14 protein-coding genes and 3 tRNA genes are annotated in these 16,418 nt (G+C 32.3%); all 17 read right to left on the minus strand.

The window, feature by feature from the left end; all coding sequences use genetic code 11:
- Positions 1–94 precede the first annotated feature (94 nt).
- The 17 genes from IQ05_RS09185 to IQ05_RS09265 all read right to left on the minus strand — a co-directional run bounded on the left by IQ05_RS09185 (position 95) and on the right by IQ05_RS09265 (position 16,270).
- A complete protein-coding gene (locus IQ05_RS09185; RefSeq protein WP_144892247.1) occupies positions 95–2,971 on the minus strand; it encodes a type I restriction endonuclease subunit R in 2,877 nt (958 codons plus the stop codon).
- A 307-nt stretch (positions 2,972–3,278) separates the two neighbouring features.
- The gene (locus tag IQ05_RS09190; protein ID WP_144892249.1) at positions 3,279–3,785 is read right to left on the minus strand and encodes a hypothetical protein; all 507 of its coding nucleotides are present in this window, start codon (positions 3,783–3,785) and stop codon (positions 3,279–3,281) included.
- Positions 3,786–3,789: 4 nt separating this feature from the next.
- Positions 3,790–4,458: a DUF3800 domain-containing protein gene (locus tag IQ05_RS09195; RefSeq protein WP_144892251.1), complete on the minus strand. Its 669-nt coding sequence runs from the start codon at positions 4,456–4,458 to the stop codon at positions 3,790–3,792.
- Between the two features lie 11 nt (positions 4,459–4,469).
- Positions 4,470–5,690: a restriction endonuclease subunit S gene (locus IQ05_RS09200; RefSeq protein ID WP_144892253.1), complete on the minus strand. Its 1,221-nt coding sequence runs from the start codon at positions 5,688–5,690 to the stop codon at positions 4,470–4,472.
- Positions 5,690–7,252, minus strand: coding sequence for a type I restriction-modification system subunit M (locus IQ05_RS09205; RefSeq protein WP_144892255.1), 1,563 nt, complete (start codon positions 7,250–7,252; stop codon positions 5,690–5,692). Before IQ05_RS09205 ends, IQ05_RS09200 begins: the two co-directional genes overlap by 1 nt.
- 520 nt (positions 7,253–7,772) lie before the next feature.
- Positions 7,773–8,708 carry a hypothetical protein gene (locus IQ05_RS09210; RefSeq protein WP_144892257.1) on the minus strand — a complete coding sequence of 312 codons (936 nt, stop codon included), beginning with the start codon at positions 8,706–8,708 and terminating at the stop codon, positions 7,773–7,775.
- A 285-nt stretch (positions 8,709–8,993) separates the two neighbouring features.
- Positions 8,994–9,218, minus strand: coding sequence for a hypothetical protein (locus IQ05_RS09215; RefSeq protein ID WP_144892259.1), 225 nt, complete (start codon positions 9,216–9,218; stop codon positions 8,994–8,996).
- Positions 9,219–9,292: 74 nt separating this feature from the next.
- Complete coding sequence (locus tag IQ05_RS09220) at positions 9,293–9,883, minus strand: ParA family protein (RefSeq protein ID WP_144892261.1); 591 nt, start codon at positions 9,881–9,883, stop codon at positions 9,293–9,295.
- 47 nt (positions 9,884–9,930) lie between these two features.
- Positions 9,931–11,454 (minus strand): DUF5712 family protein, encoded by a 1,524-nt coding sequence (locus IQ05_RS09225; protein ID WP_144892263.1) that lies wholly within the window; start codon positions 11,452–11,454, stop codon positions 9,931–9,933.
- A gap of 4 nt (positions 11,455–11,458) precedes the next feature.
- The gene (locus IQ05_RS09230; protein WP_317133639.1) at positions 11,459–12,121 is read right to left on the minus strand and encodes a BfmA/BtgA family mobilization protein; all 663 of its coding nucleotides are present in this window, start codon (positions 12,119–12,121) and stop codon (positions 11,459–11,461) included.
- Between the two features lie 159 nt (positions 12,122–12,280).
- Positions 12,281–13,147, minus strand: a complete 867-nt coding sequence (locus tag IQ05_RS09235; protein WP_144892267.1) for a toprim domain-containing protein — start codon at positions 13,145–13,147, stop codon at positions 12,281–12,283.
- Positions 13,148–13,377: 230 nt separating this feature from the next.
- Positions 13,378–14,565, minus strand: a complete 1,188-nt coding sequence (locus tag IQ05_RS09240) for a primase-helicase family protein (RefSeq protein ID WP_244289555.1) — start codon at positions 14,563–14,565, stop codon at positions 13,378–13,380.
- Positions 14,566–14,671: 106 nt separating this feature from the next.
- Positions 14,672–14,956 carry a helix-turn-helix domain-containing protein gene (locus IQ05_RS09245; protein ID WP_144892271.1) on the minus strand — a complete coding sequence of 95 codons (285 nt, stop codon included), beginning with the start codon at positions 14,954–14,956 and terminating at the stop codon, positions 14,672–14,674.
- A gap of 124 nt (positions 14,957–15,080) precedes the next feature.
- Positions 15,081–15,857, minus strand: coding sequence for a hypothetical protein (locus IQ05_RS09250; protein WP_144892273.1), 777 nt, complete (start codon positions 15,855–15,857; stop codon positions 15,081–15,083).
- A 140-nt stretch (positions 15,858–15,997) separates the two neighbouring features.
- Positions 15,998–16,071: transfer RNA gene (locus IQ05_RS09255), tRNA-Arg, on the minus strand.
- A 23-nt stretch (positions 16,072–16,094) separates the two neighbouring features.
- A tRNA-Pro gene (locus IQ05_RS09260) sits at positions 16,095–16,169 on the minus strand.
- A gap of 17 nt (positions 16,170–16,186) precedes the next feature.
- Positions 16,187–16,270 (minus strand) — tRNA-Ser (locus tag IQ05_RS09265).
- Between the last annotated feature and the right edge of the window lie 148 nt (positions 16,271–16,418).

Genomic DNA, 16,418 nt, shown 5'->3' on the forward strand with positions numbered 1-16,418 from the left:
TAGAATGATTTATCTTGTAAAGATTGTTTTTTTTGCTAATTTATAATTAAATTATTACAAATAAAAATATTTTATATTTATAGTCCTACACAAATTACGCCATCATCCCCTTCACAAAAATCTCCACAAACTCCTTCATTTTTGCTATAATTCGGTCACCGATGGTTCTGGCTTGCAGGATGCTGGGTCTGTTGTCTAAGCATTGAAAGACTTCATCTTTTATGGGTTCTCGACCACTGTAGATGTAAGCGTCGATTAAGGATTTGAATTGTGCTTTGTCTAGGTGTTCTTCCTCGCATAGTTTGCCTAATGCCAAGACTTTTTGATCTTGCCAGTATTTTTCAAATTCATCTTGAATAGAATCACCGTCTTTGATATTGGGCAAGTTCTCATCAATGAATTTCTGAATCAAATCTCTTTTGCTTCGCAAATGAATGTCCCCTCCCAACAAATCAATGATGGCTTTCTTTTGTGCTGCAGCTGCCGTTGGTGTTTTTTCGCCTTTTAGCTGCGCTAACAATTTCAGGATGTACGCTACGTTGATTTGATCGGTATGAATTAATTCTAATTCAAAATCAATGTCATCCAGAATTGATGTTTTTTTCTTTTCATTATCCTGCTTTACCCTTTGGTAGATGTCAAGATATTTGGCTTTGTAGTCCTCGTATTCTTGCTCATCAATACCTAAATCCTCCCAATCAAAATCAGTATAGGATTGCAATACATTCGTGGCTCGCATCAACTTTCTAAACGCTTGCACAAATTGCGCATCCTCTTCTTCGTTTTTTAAATCATTTACGCTTTGATACGTGGGTGTAATTTCTCTTAAAAGCTTTAAAGCTTCATCAAATTTCTCCGCAATGGCCTCATAATCGGGCATAGTTACAACTTCAATAGCTTCTTTGTTCGAAAACAAAGTAATGGCATCATCAGTCGCTTTTTTAAGGTTTCTAAAAGCCAAAATATTTCCTTGTGACTTCTGTTCTCCCAATATCCTGTTGGTTCTGGAATACGCCTGAATCAAGCCGTGTTGCTTCAAGTTTTTATCTACATACAACGTATTTACTTTTTTAGCATCAAAACCCGTAAGCATCATATTGACCACGATGACAATATCCAATCGATCTTTCTCATGATTGAAGTTTTCTTTTTCTCGGTCTTTCAAACGTTGGCTTATGTTTTTGAAGTAATTCTCAAATTGTTGGCTGTCCTTAGTCGAAAAACTGGTATTGTACATTTTGTTGTAATCACCAATGTATTTTTCTAGCTTGTCCCGGGTATGTTTAGATTGATAAATGGCTTTTGGTTCTGCCGCCATATCAAAATCATCATCACTAGGCAAGAAATCTTGTGCTTCTTCTGAATCTTCATTGGTGCCGTAGGTAAAAATAGTAGCAATGCGCAAATCGTGTGCTCCAGCTTCTTTCTTTTGTTGAAAAAGGTCATAATACTGAATCACATTATCAATACTACTGACTGCTAACAGCGCTGCATAGTCTTTATTAAATGTTTTTTGATCATGATAGGCAATGATGTAATCTACAATTTTATTGATTCTCTTTTCAGAATCCAGTACTTCTTGCTTGTCAATGTCTTCTACTTCTATGTCGATAAAAGCGTTGCTCTTGTTCTTGTATTTCCCCACATATTCAATCCCAAAACGCAAAACATTTTGATCCCGAATAGCATCTGTAATGACATATTTGTGCAAGCAGTTGCCAAACAAATCTTTCGTGGTTCGTTTTCCTAAATCATTCTTAGAAGCATTTTCGGCAAAAATGGGTGTTCCTGTAAATCCTATTAACTGACTTTTCTCAAAGAATTTGGTAATGCGGTCGTGTGTTTCTCCAAATTGTGAACGGTGGCACTCATCAAATATAAAAACGATTTTCTTGTGTCGTAAAGCTTCTATTTTGCCCGAAAACCGTTCTGAAATGGCATTGTTTAATTTTTGAATGGTAGTTAAGACCAACTTTGTATTGTCAGTCAATTGTCTTACTAACGATTGGGTATTATTAGTGACATCAACACTGTCTTTTTTGAACGCGTTGAACTCATTCATGGTTTGGTAATCCAAATCTTTCCTATCTACTACAAAAACGACTTTATAGACTTCGGGCAATTCCATCAAAATTTGGCTGGCCTTAAAGGAAGTTAAGGTTTTACCCGATCCTGTAGTGTGCCAAATATAGGCGTTGTCATTCGAGTTTTTGACTTGATGAATAATCGCTTCGGTAGCAAAAAATTGATATGGACGCAAAACCATCATTACCTTATGTGTTTCGTTGATCACTATGTAATGCGCAATCATTTTACCCAATTGATTTGGGTTTAAGAAAGCAGCCGTAAACTCGGGTAACTCCGTGATGTTTTTATTATTGGCATTAGCCCAAAAGAAAGTTTGTTTGACCGATTGCAATTTATTGTTGGCCAAATATTTGGTATTAACACCATTGCTTATCACAAACAATTGCACGTATTGAAACAAACCGTGGTTGCTCCAAAACGAGTGCATCTGGTAGCGATTGATTTGGTTAAAAGCTTCTTTGATTTCAATACCGGAACGCTTCAATTCTATTTGTACCAATGGTAAACCGTTGACCAAAAGGGTGACATCAAAACGGTTCTTATAACTGCCTTCTAATGATATTTGATTGGTAACTTGATATAAATTCTTGCCGTTATCCTCCGCATTAAAAAACCGAACATAGAACGAAGTCCCATCTTCCTTGGTCAATTGAAAGTGATCCCTGAGTGTTTTGGCTTTTTCAAACACATTGCCTTTGGCCAAATGATTCAAAACGGCATCAAATTCTTTGGGAGTAAAAGTGGTTTCGTTAAAAATTTCCAACTGATTTTTGAAGTTAGAAACTAAAGCGTCTCCATCCTGAATTTTAACAGACGCATAGTTCAAACCAATCAATTGCTTGATTAAGTTGTTTTCTAATGTAGCTTCGGATTGATGACTCATTTTAATACTCTTTATTTATCTAAAACTAGATCATTTTATTTATTTTCAAAACAAAATAGCAACGTAGGATTTGTAATTAATTGTTTGCAATTTGGCAACTTTTTTGATTTTCATTTAACCGATTTTCTCTTTAGTAAATAAATCAATACCATTAAGACTATAAGTTCATTATTAACAAATTTGTTAATAAGTATTGCTCATTGTTGATAAAACCAAGTTTTATTTCTTATATTTGCACCGAGTTCATTTCTCACCCGAGAAAAGGAAATCGAGAAACGCAAGCCTAGATGCTCTGCGTTTTTTGCTTTTATAACACCTCTGTGATTCGTCTTTTATATTTCTTTTTTATCTTATCTCTCTGTGCATCCTTCCCTTCCAGATAATATGCTGTAAGTAAAAAATAAACATTTTGTTTTAATTTAGGCTCTAACACTATAACATATTTCTCATCATCATCATACAAATAGGTTCTAAGCCCTTCGGGCTCTTTGACAGTAAACAATAACATATTGTTTTTCTTTTTTCCATCAATATGATAGCGTACCCAATGTAGTCTTTTTGACCGACTCATTTCAAACTCTCTTTTATTTGTCGCCCTATCTGTTATAACTGTTGTTAAGTGTCTGAATAAGGTGTCCATTTCTATTTTACCGTCACTAGGGCAAGGGATAAGCTGTTTTTGGTTAAAATACACAGGTTGCTTATTAGTAAAGTCTTTATCAAAAACACCTTTTAGTGAAGCTAATCTTTTTGGTTCATTTAGTGAAGCTAAATCAAGATGGTCGTTGTAATTTTTTAGTGTATTTAATGGCATAATTTTATCTTAACTCAATGAAAAACAAATTTAACTTATTAGAGTAATTAGTCTTCAGTAACGCATCATTACAATGATTTGTAATTTTGTCAATTATCTGAATTTTTGCAATATTTTTTTTATCCTCTTCATTGTGTAAGTAAGATATAGCACCCATCATAAAGTCAGTTACTTGCATAATTATACTTTCATGAGAACGTATGTTTTGCACGTTTCTAAAAACACCAAATTTGGCATTTAGAACCTCTTTTAATTTGTTTACCTTGTAAGCACTCAGCGTATCTTTTATATCTAAATAAACGTTGTAATTGTACAAACTGTTTAAATTATGATTTAAAAGGTAGTAGTACATTTTATAGTAAAAATCATCGAAAGTTTGATTAAAATTAGCGTTGTTAATTTTAGCTTTTTCTATACCTACTGTTCTAAACTGCAAGTCCGTTGCAAAAAAATAATCGACCAATTCCAGATAGAAACGTATTTTAGATTTAGAAACATTTGACCATTTTATTTCGGCATAAAAATGGTGTTTCTTTTTTAATTCATTTATTTTTTCAGTGTGCAATTTAACTTGATTGTAAGCAACACTTGTTGACCCTAAAAACATATATTTTTTATGGTCATTCTCGATGTGACAACTTTCATCACAATAGATGTTGAATGTTTTATTCATAGTTAAAATTTTTATACAAACATTTGCTGCAACAATCCTTTTTTAAATTCTTGCGTTTTTACCAATTCCCCATTCACCTGTTCTATTTTTCCATCAATCCCCGATAAAAAATTGGCGATTTTTTGTTGTTCGGGTAGGGATGGAAATTTATATTTTAATCTTTTAATTATTTGTGCAGACAAATTTCCTTGTCCACCTTGTAAATATTTTGCAACAATATTGTCTTTATTTAGCAATAATATATAGTATAAGTATTCTATACATTCTTCATTTCTAATACAAAGTATCGCTTGATTTATTGCTCCATTCATTTTTGATATTGCAAGTTCACCACTATTTGCACCGTAAAGAGCATAAAGTAAATCGCCTTTTTCAACCATTTTGGCCGATGAACTATTTAAAGCTTCTTCTGATATAAAATTGTAAACTTCAGAATCATAAATATTTCCTGAACCAATAAAAGGTATTGTGCCTGAATAAAATTTTTGATTTGTACTTGTTGGTGTTCCTCCTGAAAAAAAAGTGCAAAAATCTCCCAACTTTTTCTCCTCCCAATCCGGATAATCCTTTCCATTTTCGTCTTTAAACCTCAATTTGCCTGAGAACAATTGTTGCATGACGCCTTTTTTGTATTGTTCTAATAATTCCTTTTTGCGGGACAATTGCTGTATTTTTTCATCGATCGCACATAAAAAAGAAGCTATTTTTTGTTGTTCGAGAAGAGTCGGAAGTGTTATTGGTAATGTTTTAATATCGCCAGTAGTAAAACCTTTAATAGAAGTTCCTTGAGAAAAATTTATTAATATTTGTTTCCTAGATATTAAAAAATAACCGACAAAATAACTGCTACACTTATTTGGAATAAAATTACAGAAATCTTGACTAGTACATAATTCAATTTTATTAATAGCTAATTTTCCAACTCCGACTCTTGAAACCAATAATATACTATTGGCTGGAATTATTTTAGTTGCACTTTCTTTAATGGCAGCTTCGTTAAGAAATCGGTGAATATTAATTTCATGTAGATTACCATCATAAATATCGGAACTAGAAATCCAAGGAATATTACCGTTCCAATGATCTTCGTTTGTCGTACTAGGAGTTCCACCTCCTTTAAATTCGCCTAAACTGCCAAGTTTATTTTGCTCCCACTGTTGATCAAACCCAGGAAAGCGCAAATGAGGTACAAGCATTTTTTTCTTTTCGATTTGTAAAGTTGTTGTACTCATTAAAATGGTGTTTCAATTCCTAATTCAATGCAAAAATCAGCAATGGTAGCATCGGTAGTTTTAGATTGCGAAGCTAGTTCCCGTAATTCTTTACTTAAGGCTTGTAAATCTATTGCATCTTCCTCTTCAAAAGTGTCTACGTAGCGCGGAATGTTCAGGTTGTAATCGTTGGTTTCTAATTCGCTTAGCTGCGCCAAATGGCTGTATTTGTCTTCGGGCAAACGGTTTTCGTAGGTACTAATTATTTTGTCAATACCCTCGGTACGCAGTACGTTTTGGGTTTTCACTTTCTCGTAGTGCTGGCTGGCATCAATAAACAATACGTTATCTGGATTGTCGCGTTTTTTCTTTAGGACCAAAATACAGGTTGGGATACTGGTTCCGTAAAAAATATTGGCGGGTAAGCCTATTACGGCATCGAGGTAGTTTTTCTCTTGTATCAAATACTTGCGAATGTGTCCTTCAGCACCACCACGAAACAAAACGCCGTGTGGCAAAACAATAGCCATGGTTCCGTTATCCTCTAGCTGGTGCACCATGTGTTGTACAAAAGCAAAATCAGCTTTAGAGCTTGGGGCGAGTTTGCCGTAGGCCGAGAAACGATCATCGGTCATGTGCAGCGGACTCGCAGACCAGTTGGCCGAGAATGGCGGATTGGCCACGATGGCTTCAAAACGCAAATCGTAATGTTGTGGGCGTTCTAGGGTATCTTCGTTTTTAATGTCAAAACGTTTGTAGTGTACATCGTGCATGATCATGTTCATGCGGCACAAGTTGTAGGTGGTAGGATTCATTTCCTGACCGTAAAAAGCACTTACGCCATTTACTTCTTTGGCTACACGCAAAAGCAAAGAACCCGAACCACAAGTTGGGTCGTACACACTTTTGAGTTTGTCTTTACCCACGGTTACTAGTTGTGCCAAGATGCTGCTGACTTGTTGTGGCGTGTAAAATTCTCCTGCTTTTTTGCCGGCACCACTGGCAAACTGCCCTATTAAATATTCGTAGGCATCGCCTAATACATCACTATCGGTGTTTTCTAAATCAAAATCAATCTCGTCCAAGTGAATTAATACTTTTACGATCAATTCGTTTTTATCGGCTTCGGACTTTCCTAGTTTGTGAGATGTTAAATCTAAATCTGAGAATAAGTTTCCAAAATCTTCTTCGCTTTCTGACCCCATGGTACTTTGCTCAATGTGCGTGAGTACTTTGGCTAAATCGCCCAGAATGAAATTATTTTTTCCACCTGCGTTGCCTCTGCGTGCTAGTTCTGAGAATAAATCAGCTGGCTCTAAGAAAAAGCCTAATTTGTCAATAGCGAGTTGTTTTATTTCTTGCATCAAGAGGGCTTCGTCAGGATGTCCTACTACTTCTTGAAAAGTCAAACCGTCGGGTTGAAGTATGGTGTTGGCATACAAATCCATTTTAGTACTCAGGTACTTGTAGAAAATGAAACCTAAAATGTAATCTCTAAAATCATCGGCATCCATTTTCCCACGAAGGGTATTTGCGATGTTCCAGAGTTGTTGTTCTAATTTTTGTTTTTGTTCGGCTGCCATTAATGATATATAATCGTATTGTTTATGTTAATGTGAATATTTCTATTTAATTAATTAGTTAATTAATTTCTTTGCTTTAAGCTTTTGGTGTGTGGTATTTTTTTGATTGCAATTTGTGGTATTGTGGTACTACAACCAAAAGTGTTTTTGGAAATTTAATTATGTAAGAAATTCACTTTGCTAAGATATTAAAAAATTAATTTTAAGCGGTACGTAAAACCGAAAAGCGATAAAAAAAATCATGCTTTTATTTTCTGTTGATTTCTTTTATTGTCTTTTACTCATGTTTTAGGATGTTAGCAAATTTGATTTACAACAATCAATGTCTTCAGAAAAGTTATTCCATAAAATTATCGAGCTACTTTAAAAGCTCACAAGAATTTTATGGAAATAACTTTTGTCCATTTTGATTAGTACTTTTGATATTTTCTATAAAACTAGAATTATATAATTCTATAAATCTAGTTTTATAGAAATGTATTTTTTTTCACCAATCAAAAGGAAACTCAATTTTTTGTAATTATTTCCTTTTACGCGAACTTCCATAGGTTGGCAACCTCTCTAAATTCTCTTGTGGTATCAAAGTTAAATATAGATGTTTATTGGCTCTTGGCCATAGTCCATAAATATATTCTACTCCAGGTTCAATGACTATTTTTTGATTAAAGATTACAGTTCCTGAATGTGAAGGACGGTCAGGGTAATGTTGGTCTTTATTAGTAGTTAATCTAAATTTTAGTTCATTTGTTTCAATATCCATATCAAATGAGCTTTTAGTAATCGTTTCTTTTATTGAAATTTCATTTTTAAAACTAGTTAGTTCATCTAAATAACGATAATTTATGATCTCTTTCGTGGTTGAGTCTCTTTGTAAACTCAAAAGATTATGTGACTCAATAGATTCCAATGAGTCAATAAATAGAATCCAATTATCTGAACCTAATATGGGGCGATAATGTTTTTTTAATTCAACAAAATTCATTTTGAAGCAATTACATAGCATTCCTTTTTGAAAATTAGAAAGGTGTAGCCAATTTTCAGTTTCAATGGCTTTTTCTAAATTTTCATTTATTTTTTTTTGTTCTTGAACATTTTTCAAATAAGCTTCTTCTTGTTCTTTACTGATGCAAAAACTGCACTTATATGTTGAAATAAGATTACTTGTCAATGCTTGATTTATAGTTGATTTAAAATTCAATCTACTAGATACTTGAAAATCATCAAATTTAGGACAAGACCCACAAGGAATAGAAAACATTAGTAACCCACGTGAAGAAATAAGTTTGTTTAGCTGACTTTGAGAAATTTCAAAAGTTTCCATGATACTTTTGGCTGTATTTAAAAATTCAAAACCATTAAACCTCCAGTACAGTTCAATGATTGATTTCTCTCTTTCAGTACATTTTTCTGAAACTTGAACTCGAATATTAGAGACTTTTTCGTTTATATTTCCCATGACGTTTTTAAAAAAAGCGTGGAACTGTTTCTTGTTAGCACTATAGGTATCTCCAAACACCAGCACACCAAACAAGAACAGCCCACGCTAGGCATGGGCGTCTTAGTTTTGATATTAGCGTGCTATTAATTTTGGAGATTTTATAGTACTAATTCAAAAGCTAAACACTTTATATTTTTATTTCTAAAACTGTATTTTGCTACATCTTATATTGGTTTCAAATTTAGTCAAAGTTTTTAAAGAGCGATATCTATTTTAAAATAATTAATCTATCAAAGGTCGAGTTTAAATAAGAAATGATTTTACAGCATCGTTGACAATTTGCTTCATACTGGTATCTTCTTGTAGGGCTTTAAGCTTTAACTTTTTAAGTAGTTCTTTTTCGAGATAAAAAGAAAATTGGACTTCTTCTATTTCTTTGGTAACAATAGGAACAATTTTTTGAATTGCTTTTTGCTGATTGCTTGATTTCGCCTTATTAATTAGGTCATTGATGTTTTGTTTTTCCATAATGATAGATTTGTATTTTTATAGATTTATAGACTTATAGATTTATAGACTTGTAGATCTATATTTTCCTATAATCATATTAGCTTAGTTAAAATTTCTTCTGTAAGTTGGTCAATCTGTTTTTGTGCATTTTTGTCATTTGAAACCCCTTTTAATAGAACTGAGCGTGTAAAAGCGACCAAATCACTAATATGCGTAGAAGCAATTTTAACGTTATATTCTTCTAAGCCAATTAAAATATCTAGAGTTAAAGTAGTGTTTGGTTTTATCATATTGAAAACAACCAAGGTATCCATAGTTCTTTTCTCTTGTTCAATAATGGCAAGGGTGCTTTTTATGGCAAGCAGATCTAGAATACCGGCTTTAGTTGGCACAATAATTAAATCTGATATTGAAATCAGTTTAGCTAAATGATTAGTTAAATAAGGGGGAGTGTCTATGAATATAAAATCATATTGCAGCTCCGAAATACTTTCCAATTTATCTTGATAGGGAATTATATTAAAATCAGTAACCAATTCTTCTAATTGGCTCAAACTTCCTTGTAAATCAAAATCTAATACGGCAACTCTGGAATTTGTAGCAATATTTTGTGCAAGATTAAAAGTAAGAGTGCTTTTACCAACTCCTCCTTTTTGGTGTGTTATTAATATAATTTTCGGCATGTTTTAAAATTTAAACGGTTATTATTTCTGTAAACTTAGCGAAGCGATTAGTAGCCCAAATCCTTACCACTATCAAGAATTTTCCTCATAACTTTTATTGACAAATCCGTTATGGTTTTTGGGAAACTAGTCGGTATCTTAGCAAATGGGATTTGCTCTTTTATACTTTGAATTGGGTTCAATTGTTGCTTTACCTCATTTAAGCCAGTGTGCTTAAATATGAAATTTTTAGCCTCGTTTTTTACCCCACTAGATACTTTATTTCCTAATTCTTTTTCGGACTTTTCAATATTATAATTTTTCTTTTTATCATTAAAATATTCGTACGATTGGTGAATGGGTCTGGCATACTCGAATTTTTTATCGAAAGTTTGCTCTGCCGTTTTGAAAAAAGCACTACGATTAAAACCAACTTGATTTTTTCCAGCTAAAAGCATTTTGTCCCTTGCGGCTGACAAAGGAGATAGTGAAATTTTATCTCGTGCGTTATGGTTGGTTTTATCATGCCTAGAAACTAAAACATGTACGTGAAAGTTGTCTCCACCTTTCAAAGTGTCGTGTTTGATTACTTCCTTGGTAAATGGATCTCTGTTTAGTTTGGCTTCCAATTCCTTTATTTTTTCAGGATTATTTTTTTCGATTTTAATTTCTCGTAACAGCTCCTTATTTCTTATAACTTCCCTGTCTTTGTGGTTGTAATGCCTTTGTGTCTCTACTTTTCCATACCAAAGTAAATCATCGCCTGTAAGCTGTCTTTTGCTCAAATCGAACCCTTTTTGATGGGCGAGGTCTTTGTAAATACTTTCTTTTTTGGTTCCGTATTCTTTCTCAATTGCTTCATTTACTTTGTGATCATACAATGTTTGAGGAATTTTATAGGTTCCATTTTTTTGTTCATGTAAAAGTGTTTTTGGAATAGAAACCTCTTTGCTTCCAAAACCTTCCAAACTCAGTTCAACTTTCAAAGATTTTTTATTTTCCGAAATAATTTTCAAATCTTTTAATTCCTTCCATTCTTTGGGATTTGTATTTTCTTTGATCTCTAATCCTCTTTCTTTCAAGTAATCTTTGTAAATTTTATTAGTTTCCATTTCTAGAGCTTTCTTTTCCTCATTGTTCGGAATCTTTTGGGGGTTAATAAAGACCTCCCTTTCGAAATTTGAAGCATATTCAGACATTAGATTTTTGGTGTAAAGCTTCAATTGCATTTTGATAAGTTCTTTTTTGCTTTCTTCATAAACAGGACTGTCTTTATCGTATCCCCTTTGGGTTAATTCGGCAACTGCAATTTTTTCTAGGTGTTTTAATTCATCTTTACTCGGCGAAATATTTAGCATGTAAAAATTAGATTCGCTTAGTTTCCGAGACCCTTTATTCGAATCGATAGTATCTTTGACATCATCCATTTTTATGTTTTGCAAAGGTTGTGTCTCTGAATATTCTTGATTGAAAAAATTCTCCTGTAGTCTGACCTTGTCAGTGTCAATTTCGTTTTCCTTATTCAGATATTCTACAAGCCCTGAACAACTGGAACTTGATTTGGCATCGTGCGTGATAAATTTTATATTCATGATTTTATCGTTTTCGTTTAAATACTTCTCTATATTCTAGAATATCTTTCCAATCGTCAATATCCCATTCAATTACTACTTTATCCTTACTGATAAGCTGCTTTTCTATTTTTGTATTTTCCTTTAAGATTTGGTGTAATCTTCTGTAAAATCCTAAATCTTCATTTATTCCTTCTATAGTTTTTTCCATGGAAATAAGCAGTTGATTTTTCGATGATAAGTCCCGTGTGAGGCTAATTATTTTTTTATCTAGTTCCCAAATCTTATTAGGTTCTTCCGCTTTTTCAATCAAAGATTCGTTTCTTTTATCAACAGATTGAATGTTTTTATTTTCAAAAAGGGCATTTATTTTTCGGCTCATAGGAGTCAAAATATCTCTCTCGCTTATTTTTAAAATTTTCTCGTTCGCTTTAAAATCGTCTTTCATTACCTTTTTTAAATTATTGATTTCAAATTTTAATTCTTCGAAATTTTTTAAAAACATGTTTGAGATTTGTTCGTTCGGAGCTATATTATTTACCTTAAAAAAATAATGGATTTGAGAAATGCACTCGTTAAAAGTTGTGAAAGAATAAGTTTTTTTCAACCAATCAAGCTGGCTTTTACATTCGTTGCTAATTCTGATGTTTACATCCTTCTGCATGTAATTATGTTTACTATTATCCATCGTAAAGTGTTGATTATTAGTTTATTTTTGTCTTTTTTAGTAAAAAAGGATAAAGATTGCACGCATTTATTAAAACCACAATAAATTAAAACATTAAAATTCAGTCAGTTATGGTTTGGATTGTCGCATAGCGCAATCCCCTCTTGCTCCCTCATATCTTCAAATTCTATCTTTAATTGCACTGCTACCTACCAAGCATTCATTAAAGTCTTTAAATCCATCAAATAGCACTCTACAATCTTTCGCATTTTTAAATTTCCCTATTACCAATGAAGTATATTTATCTCCTGTGGTGTCATTGTCTAAGTACAATTCTATAAAATCATAATCACTCAAAACCGAAATATTCTTCACTAACAATGCCACAGAATTTAAAATCAAATAATCCGATTCCTCCATTTTTAAATTTCCCCGAATCTGTATAAAAGATAAATAGTCAAAAAAACCTTCGTATATCCTTAGCGTTTTTGATCCATTATTGATTAATGATATGTCTTTCTTTCCTAGGCATATTTTTGCATATTTAGATCTGATTTCCCAGCCTTGACTTTTATTTTGAAATCCTAAGGCGAAGTAATTTTTGTCATTTATTGAGTAATGAATTTCTTTTAGCTGTTCAATATTATTCGAATTATTTATTTTTCTAGTTTTTAAATACTGAACTAAAGCAACATGTTGAACCGGTAGTATTTTTTCAACTTGATTTTTACTATTCAGTTCCTTAGTTACTGTTTCGAAAATTTGCTTTTGAAAAGAAAAAAAAGTGTCGAATTTTTCTAGGTAACTCAAAGCTTCATTAACAGTAAATCCAAACTTTTCAATTACCAAGTCTATAACGTTTCCACCTTTTTGTTCTCCATGGTCAAACCATCGATTAATCTTTCTATTGAGCTTAAAAGAGGCTGTTTTTTCAATTCTAAAAGGGGATAAATACCAACTTTCATTTTCAGAAGATTTTGTGGGTTCACAGCCTAAATTCTGGAGTACTTTTTCAATTAATATTTCTCTTGCTTGGGTTGTATTCATCTCAATTTGTTTAGTGGGTTAAAAAATTGCAAAAAAATGATGATTTGATGACAAAGCTTCCTTAGGTCAATGCGGTAAAGGGATTACGTTGTCATCATTTTGTCATCACGTCATCAGTTTTGATTTCTTTTTTATGCTCGTCATCATTTTTCTGTCATCACTTTTATTTTTGATGACAAAATGATGACAAGACGAAGCCTTGTAAATATTGGGCTGAGACTAGTCTGTCATCAATTCATCAATTTTTCAGCTAAAAAATTTCTAGAAACTGAATAATGTCTTCCTTTGGATTGATTTTGATAAAAATCTAAATCCATGGTGAGTGTTATTTTTTGGTATTTATTAGAGTTAGATGCTGGGACTAATTGCCAATTTTCACGAATGATTTTTTTTATTTCAGCAGCATCATACTTTATCCTGAATTTGTTCAAAATATTTAATAAATCTGAAAAACAAAATTCTAAAAGTTCAGTATCTAAACTTTCCATTGTATTCAATAAAACGTTTGCTAATTCATTTTCAATTTTACTCGAATTATAACGTACCAGTTTTTGCAATGCTGCAGTTTTAATCTGTTCTGGAGTAAACCACATTCGGGATTGATTTTCGGTAGATAATTTTCTTGTTGTTAGAAAATGTAGAAATGCAGGAATTTCGTCAGTTAGTTTTTTTAGAAAATTAACATCCTCTTTTTTGTAACGATTCACTTTTATGATCCAAAAGCGAATTTCATCTGCATCAATTTTAATAAACGATGTTTCATTATTGGAACAAAGAATAAATTTTCCAAAAAAAGAGGCTTCTTTTTTGTCTTTTCCTTTGGCTTCCGTTTTATGTGTATTAGTAGTAGAGAGGTATTTTATCCGTTCTGTGAGTTCATCAGTTTTAAATAAAACTTCATCAATGCAAATCAATAGTTTTGAACTCCAATCGGAGTTGAAATTTGAAGTAAAGTCACTGTTAGTTAAGAAAGTCAGATTGTATTCAAAAATTTCTTTTAACCACTTTAGGAATGTTGATTTACCTGTAGAACGTTCCTTACTAACTAAACAAAGAATTGGTAAAATTTGAGTCGGCTTTAAATAAATTAATTGCAAATAATCAAGCCCAAGTTCAAGTTGCTCACCAAAAATGTGAGATAGAAACTCCAGAGTATTAATAATTTCGCCTTCTAAAGGCGATTTACTTATTTGATGATAGGTGTTGTAATAATCCTGAACTCTTTTTTTGAAGAACTCGGGGCGATTCTCAGGGATGCATATGAACCCATCAAATCGTTCAATTTCTGAAAGGACATTTTTGCCATGATCTTGTCTGATTAACTCGGCAGACCAAATAACTAAAATTTCAATAAAATCACCTGATGGTAAAGGATATAAGGATTTCTTAAAATAGGTAGTTCCTATTCTTAAATACATGTTTTTCATTATACAATATGAATTTTATTGTATCTTTGTGAGATACGAATGGATTAAAAACAAAATAGAGCACAATCATTATAGTCGGAAGCTATTATGATTGTGTTTATTTTTTCCAATGATTCTCAATTGTATGTTCCTTATAGATTGCAGGGATTTCATTACGAAGTAAAAAATCCTCTAAATCAGATTTTTGAAAATAATTCAACTTCCCTAATGGACAGAAAAATCTTATTTCCTTTCTCGCTGTAAGCTTATATAAATATGAAGGTTTCATATTTAAAAACTCTGCTGCTTCTTCATGAGATAAAATAGTCTTAACTGCTAGACTTAACTTTTGAATACTATTCTCAATATGGAATAGTTTCTCTTCGATTTGTAGATTGCTCATCGTTTTCTTTTTTAAGATTTTAAATTCTCTTTGTGAGAACCATGAAGCAAAGGAATAGAAAGGATAAAAAGAAAAAAAGACAGTTAATCTATTATAACTGTCCTAACTCTCAAAAGAAACTCTCTTATTTTTTTTTCATCCAATCTCCAATTAACTTAGGATATACCTCTTTCTCCTTTTTAGGGTGTCCAATCTCGTTAAACTCAAAATATTTGTTTATCATGGTTACACTTTCGTTTCTATCTTTAGTCAATATCTGATTAGGAAACAAATCATTAATATAATCAAAAAGTAATTGTCTGTTTTTATGACCACTATCCGCAACTGGTTTCCAAATTAATTTTTCAATAGGTTCTTCTAACAAAACGAAAGTTTTAAAAACTGATAATTCACAATCAAACAATTTGTTTTCCAAAGCTTCCACATGCTTTCGTTTAATTTCTTCATTAGTAAAAGAAAAAGAGTTGTCTATTTTCTTTACATCTTCTAACAAAATATTATTTTGATCATTGATTACATTTGAAACTAATATAATATCGTTGATTTCGTAAGAACAATTATTAAGATTTTCTTTTGAAGGAGTTCTTATTTTATTTTCCAAAAAAAAATATATCCCAGCAAACGCGACAGAATCGACAATGAAAGTAATCGTAATATCAAACAAAGGTTTAGGTTCAATAAACGATTGGTAACTGAACCAAATTAAAGAGGAAGCGAGCAAAAATAAAATTAAATATATTTTCAACTTTACAGAGTTTATTTTCTCATTCCATTCTAATTTTTCATCAAAATAATAAGTAGACAAAACAGGAGTGATAATATAAGACAATCGCCCTACTATTAAAAGGTAAAATAGAAAAAGTATACCCCAACATCCCGCAGTAATTTGAACAGTTTCCATATTTTAATTTTTAACTTTATCAAAAATAGGAAAAAATAATCAGAGTATGATTTACTTAATTTGACTATAATGTTCGTCAAATGTTCGTTACAAGGCACAAAAAAAGCCCTTACAAATTTGTAAGGGCTTGATTTTCAATGTGAAGGCAGAAGGATTCGAACCTTCGACCGCCTGCTTAGAAGGCAGGTGCTCTATCCAGCTGAGCTATGCCTCCATTGCTCATGTAAAAAAATCTAGTCGGGGTGGCAGGATTCGAACCTGCGGCCTCCTGCTCCCAAAGCAGGCGCGATAACCGAGCTACGCTACACCCCGAAAACAAAAACTTAAAGCGGAGGGACAGGGACTCGAACCCTGGCACCGATCACTCGATGACAGTTTAGCAAACTGCTCCATTACCACTCTGGCACCCCTCCAAGCTCAAGAAACGTGTTCTGTTTTGCGGTTGCAAACTTACTACTTCTTTAGACTTCTCACAACTTTTTTTGATGTTTTTTTAATATTTTTTTTAAAAAACTTTAAAAATACTTCACAGTCAAACACATAGAAGATTAAAAATTTATC

This window comes from Flavobacterium tiangeerense, assembly GCF_007830355.1.
Taxonomy (GTDB): domain Bacteria; phylum Bacteroidota; class Bacteroidia; order Flavobacteriales; family Flavobacteriaceae; genus Flavobacterium; species Flavobacterium tiangeerense.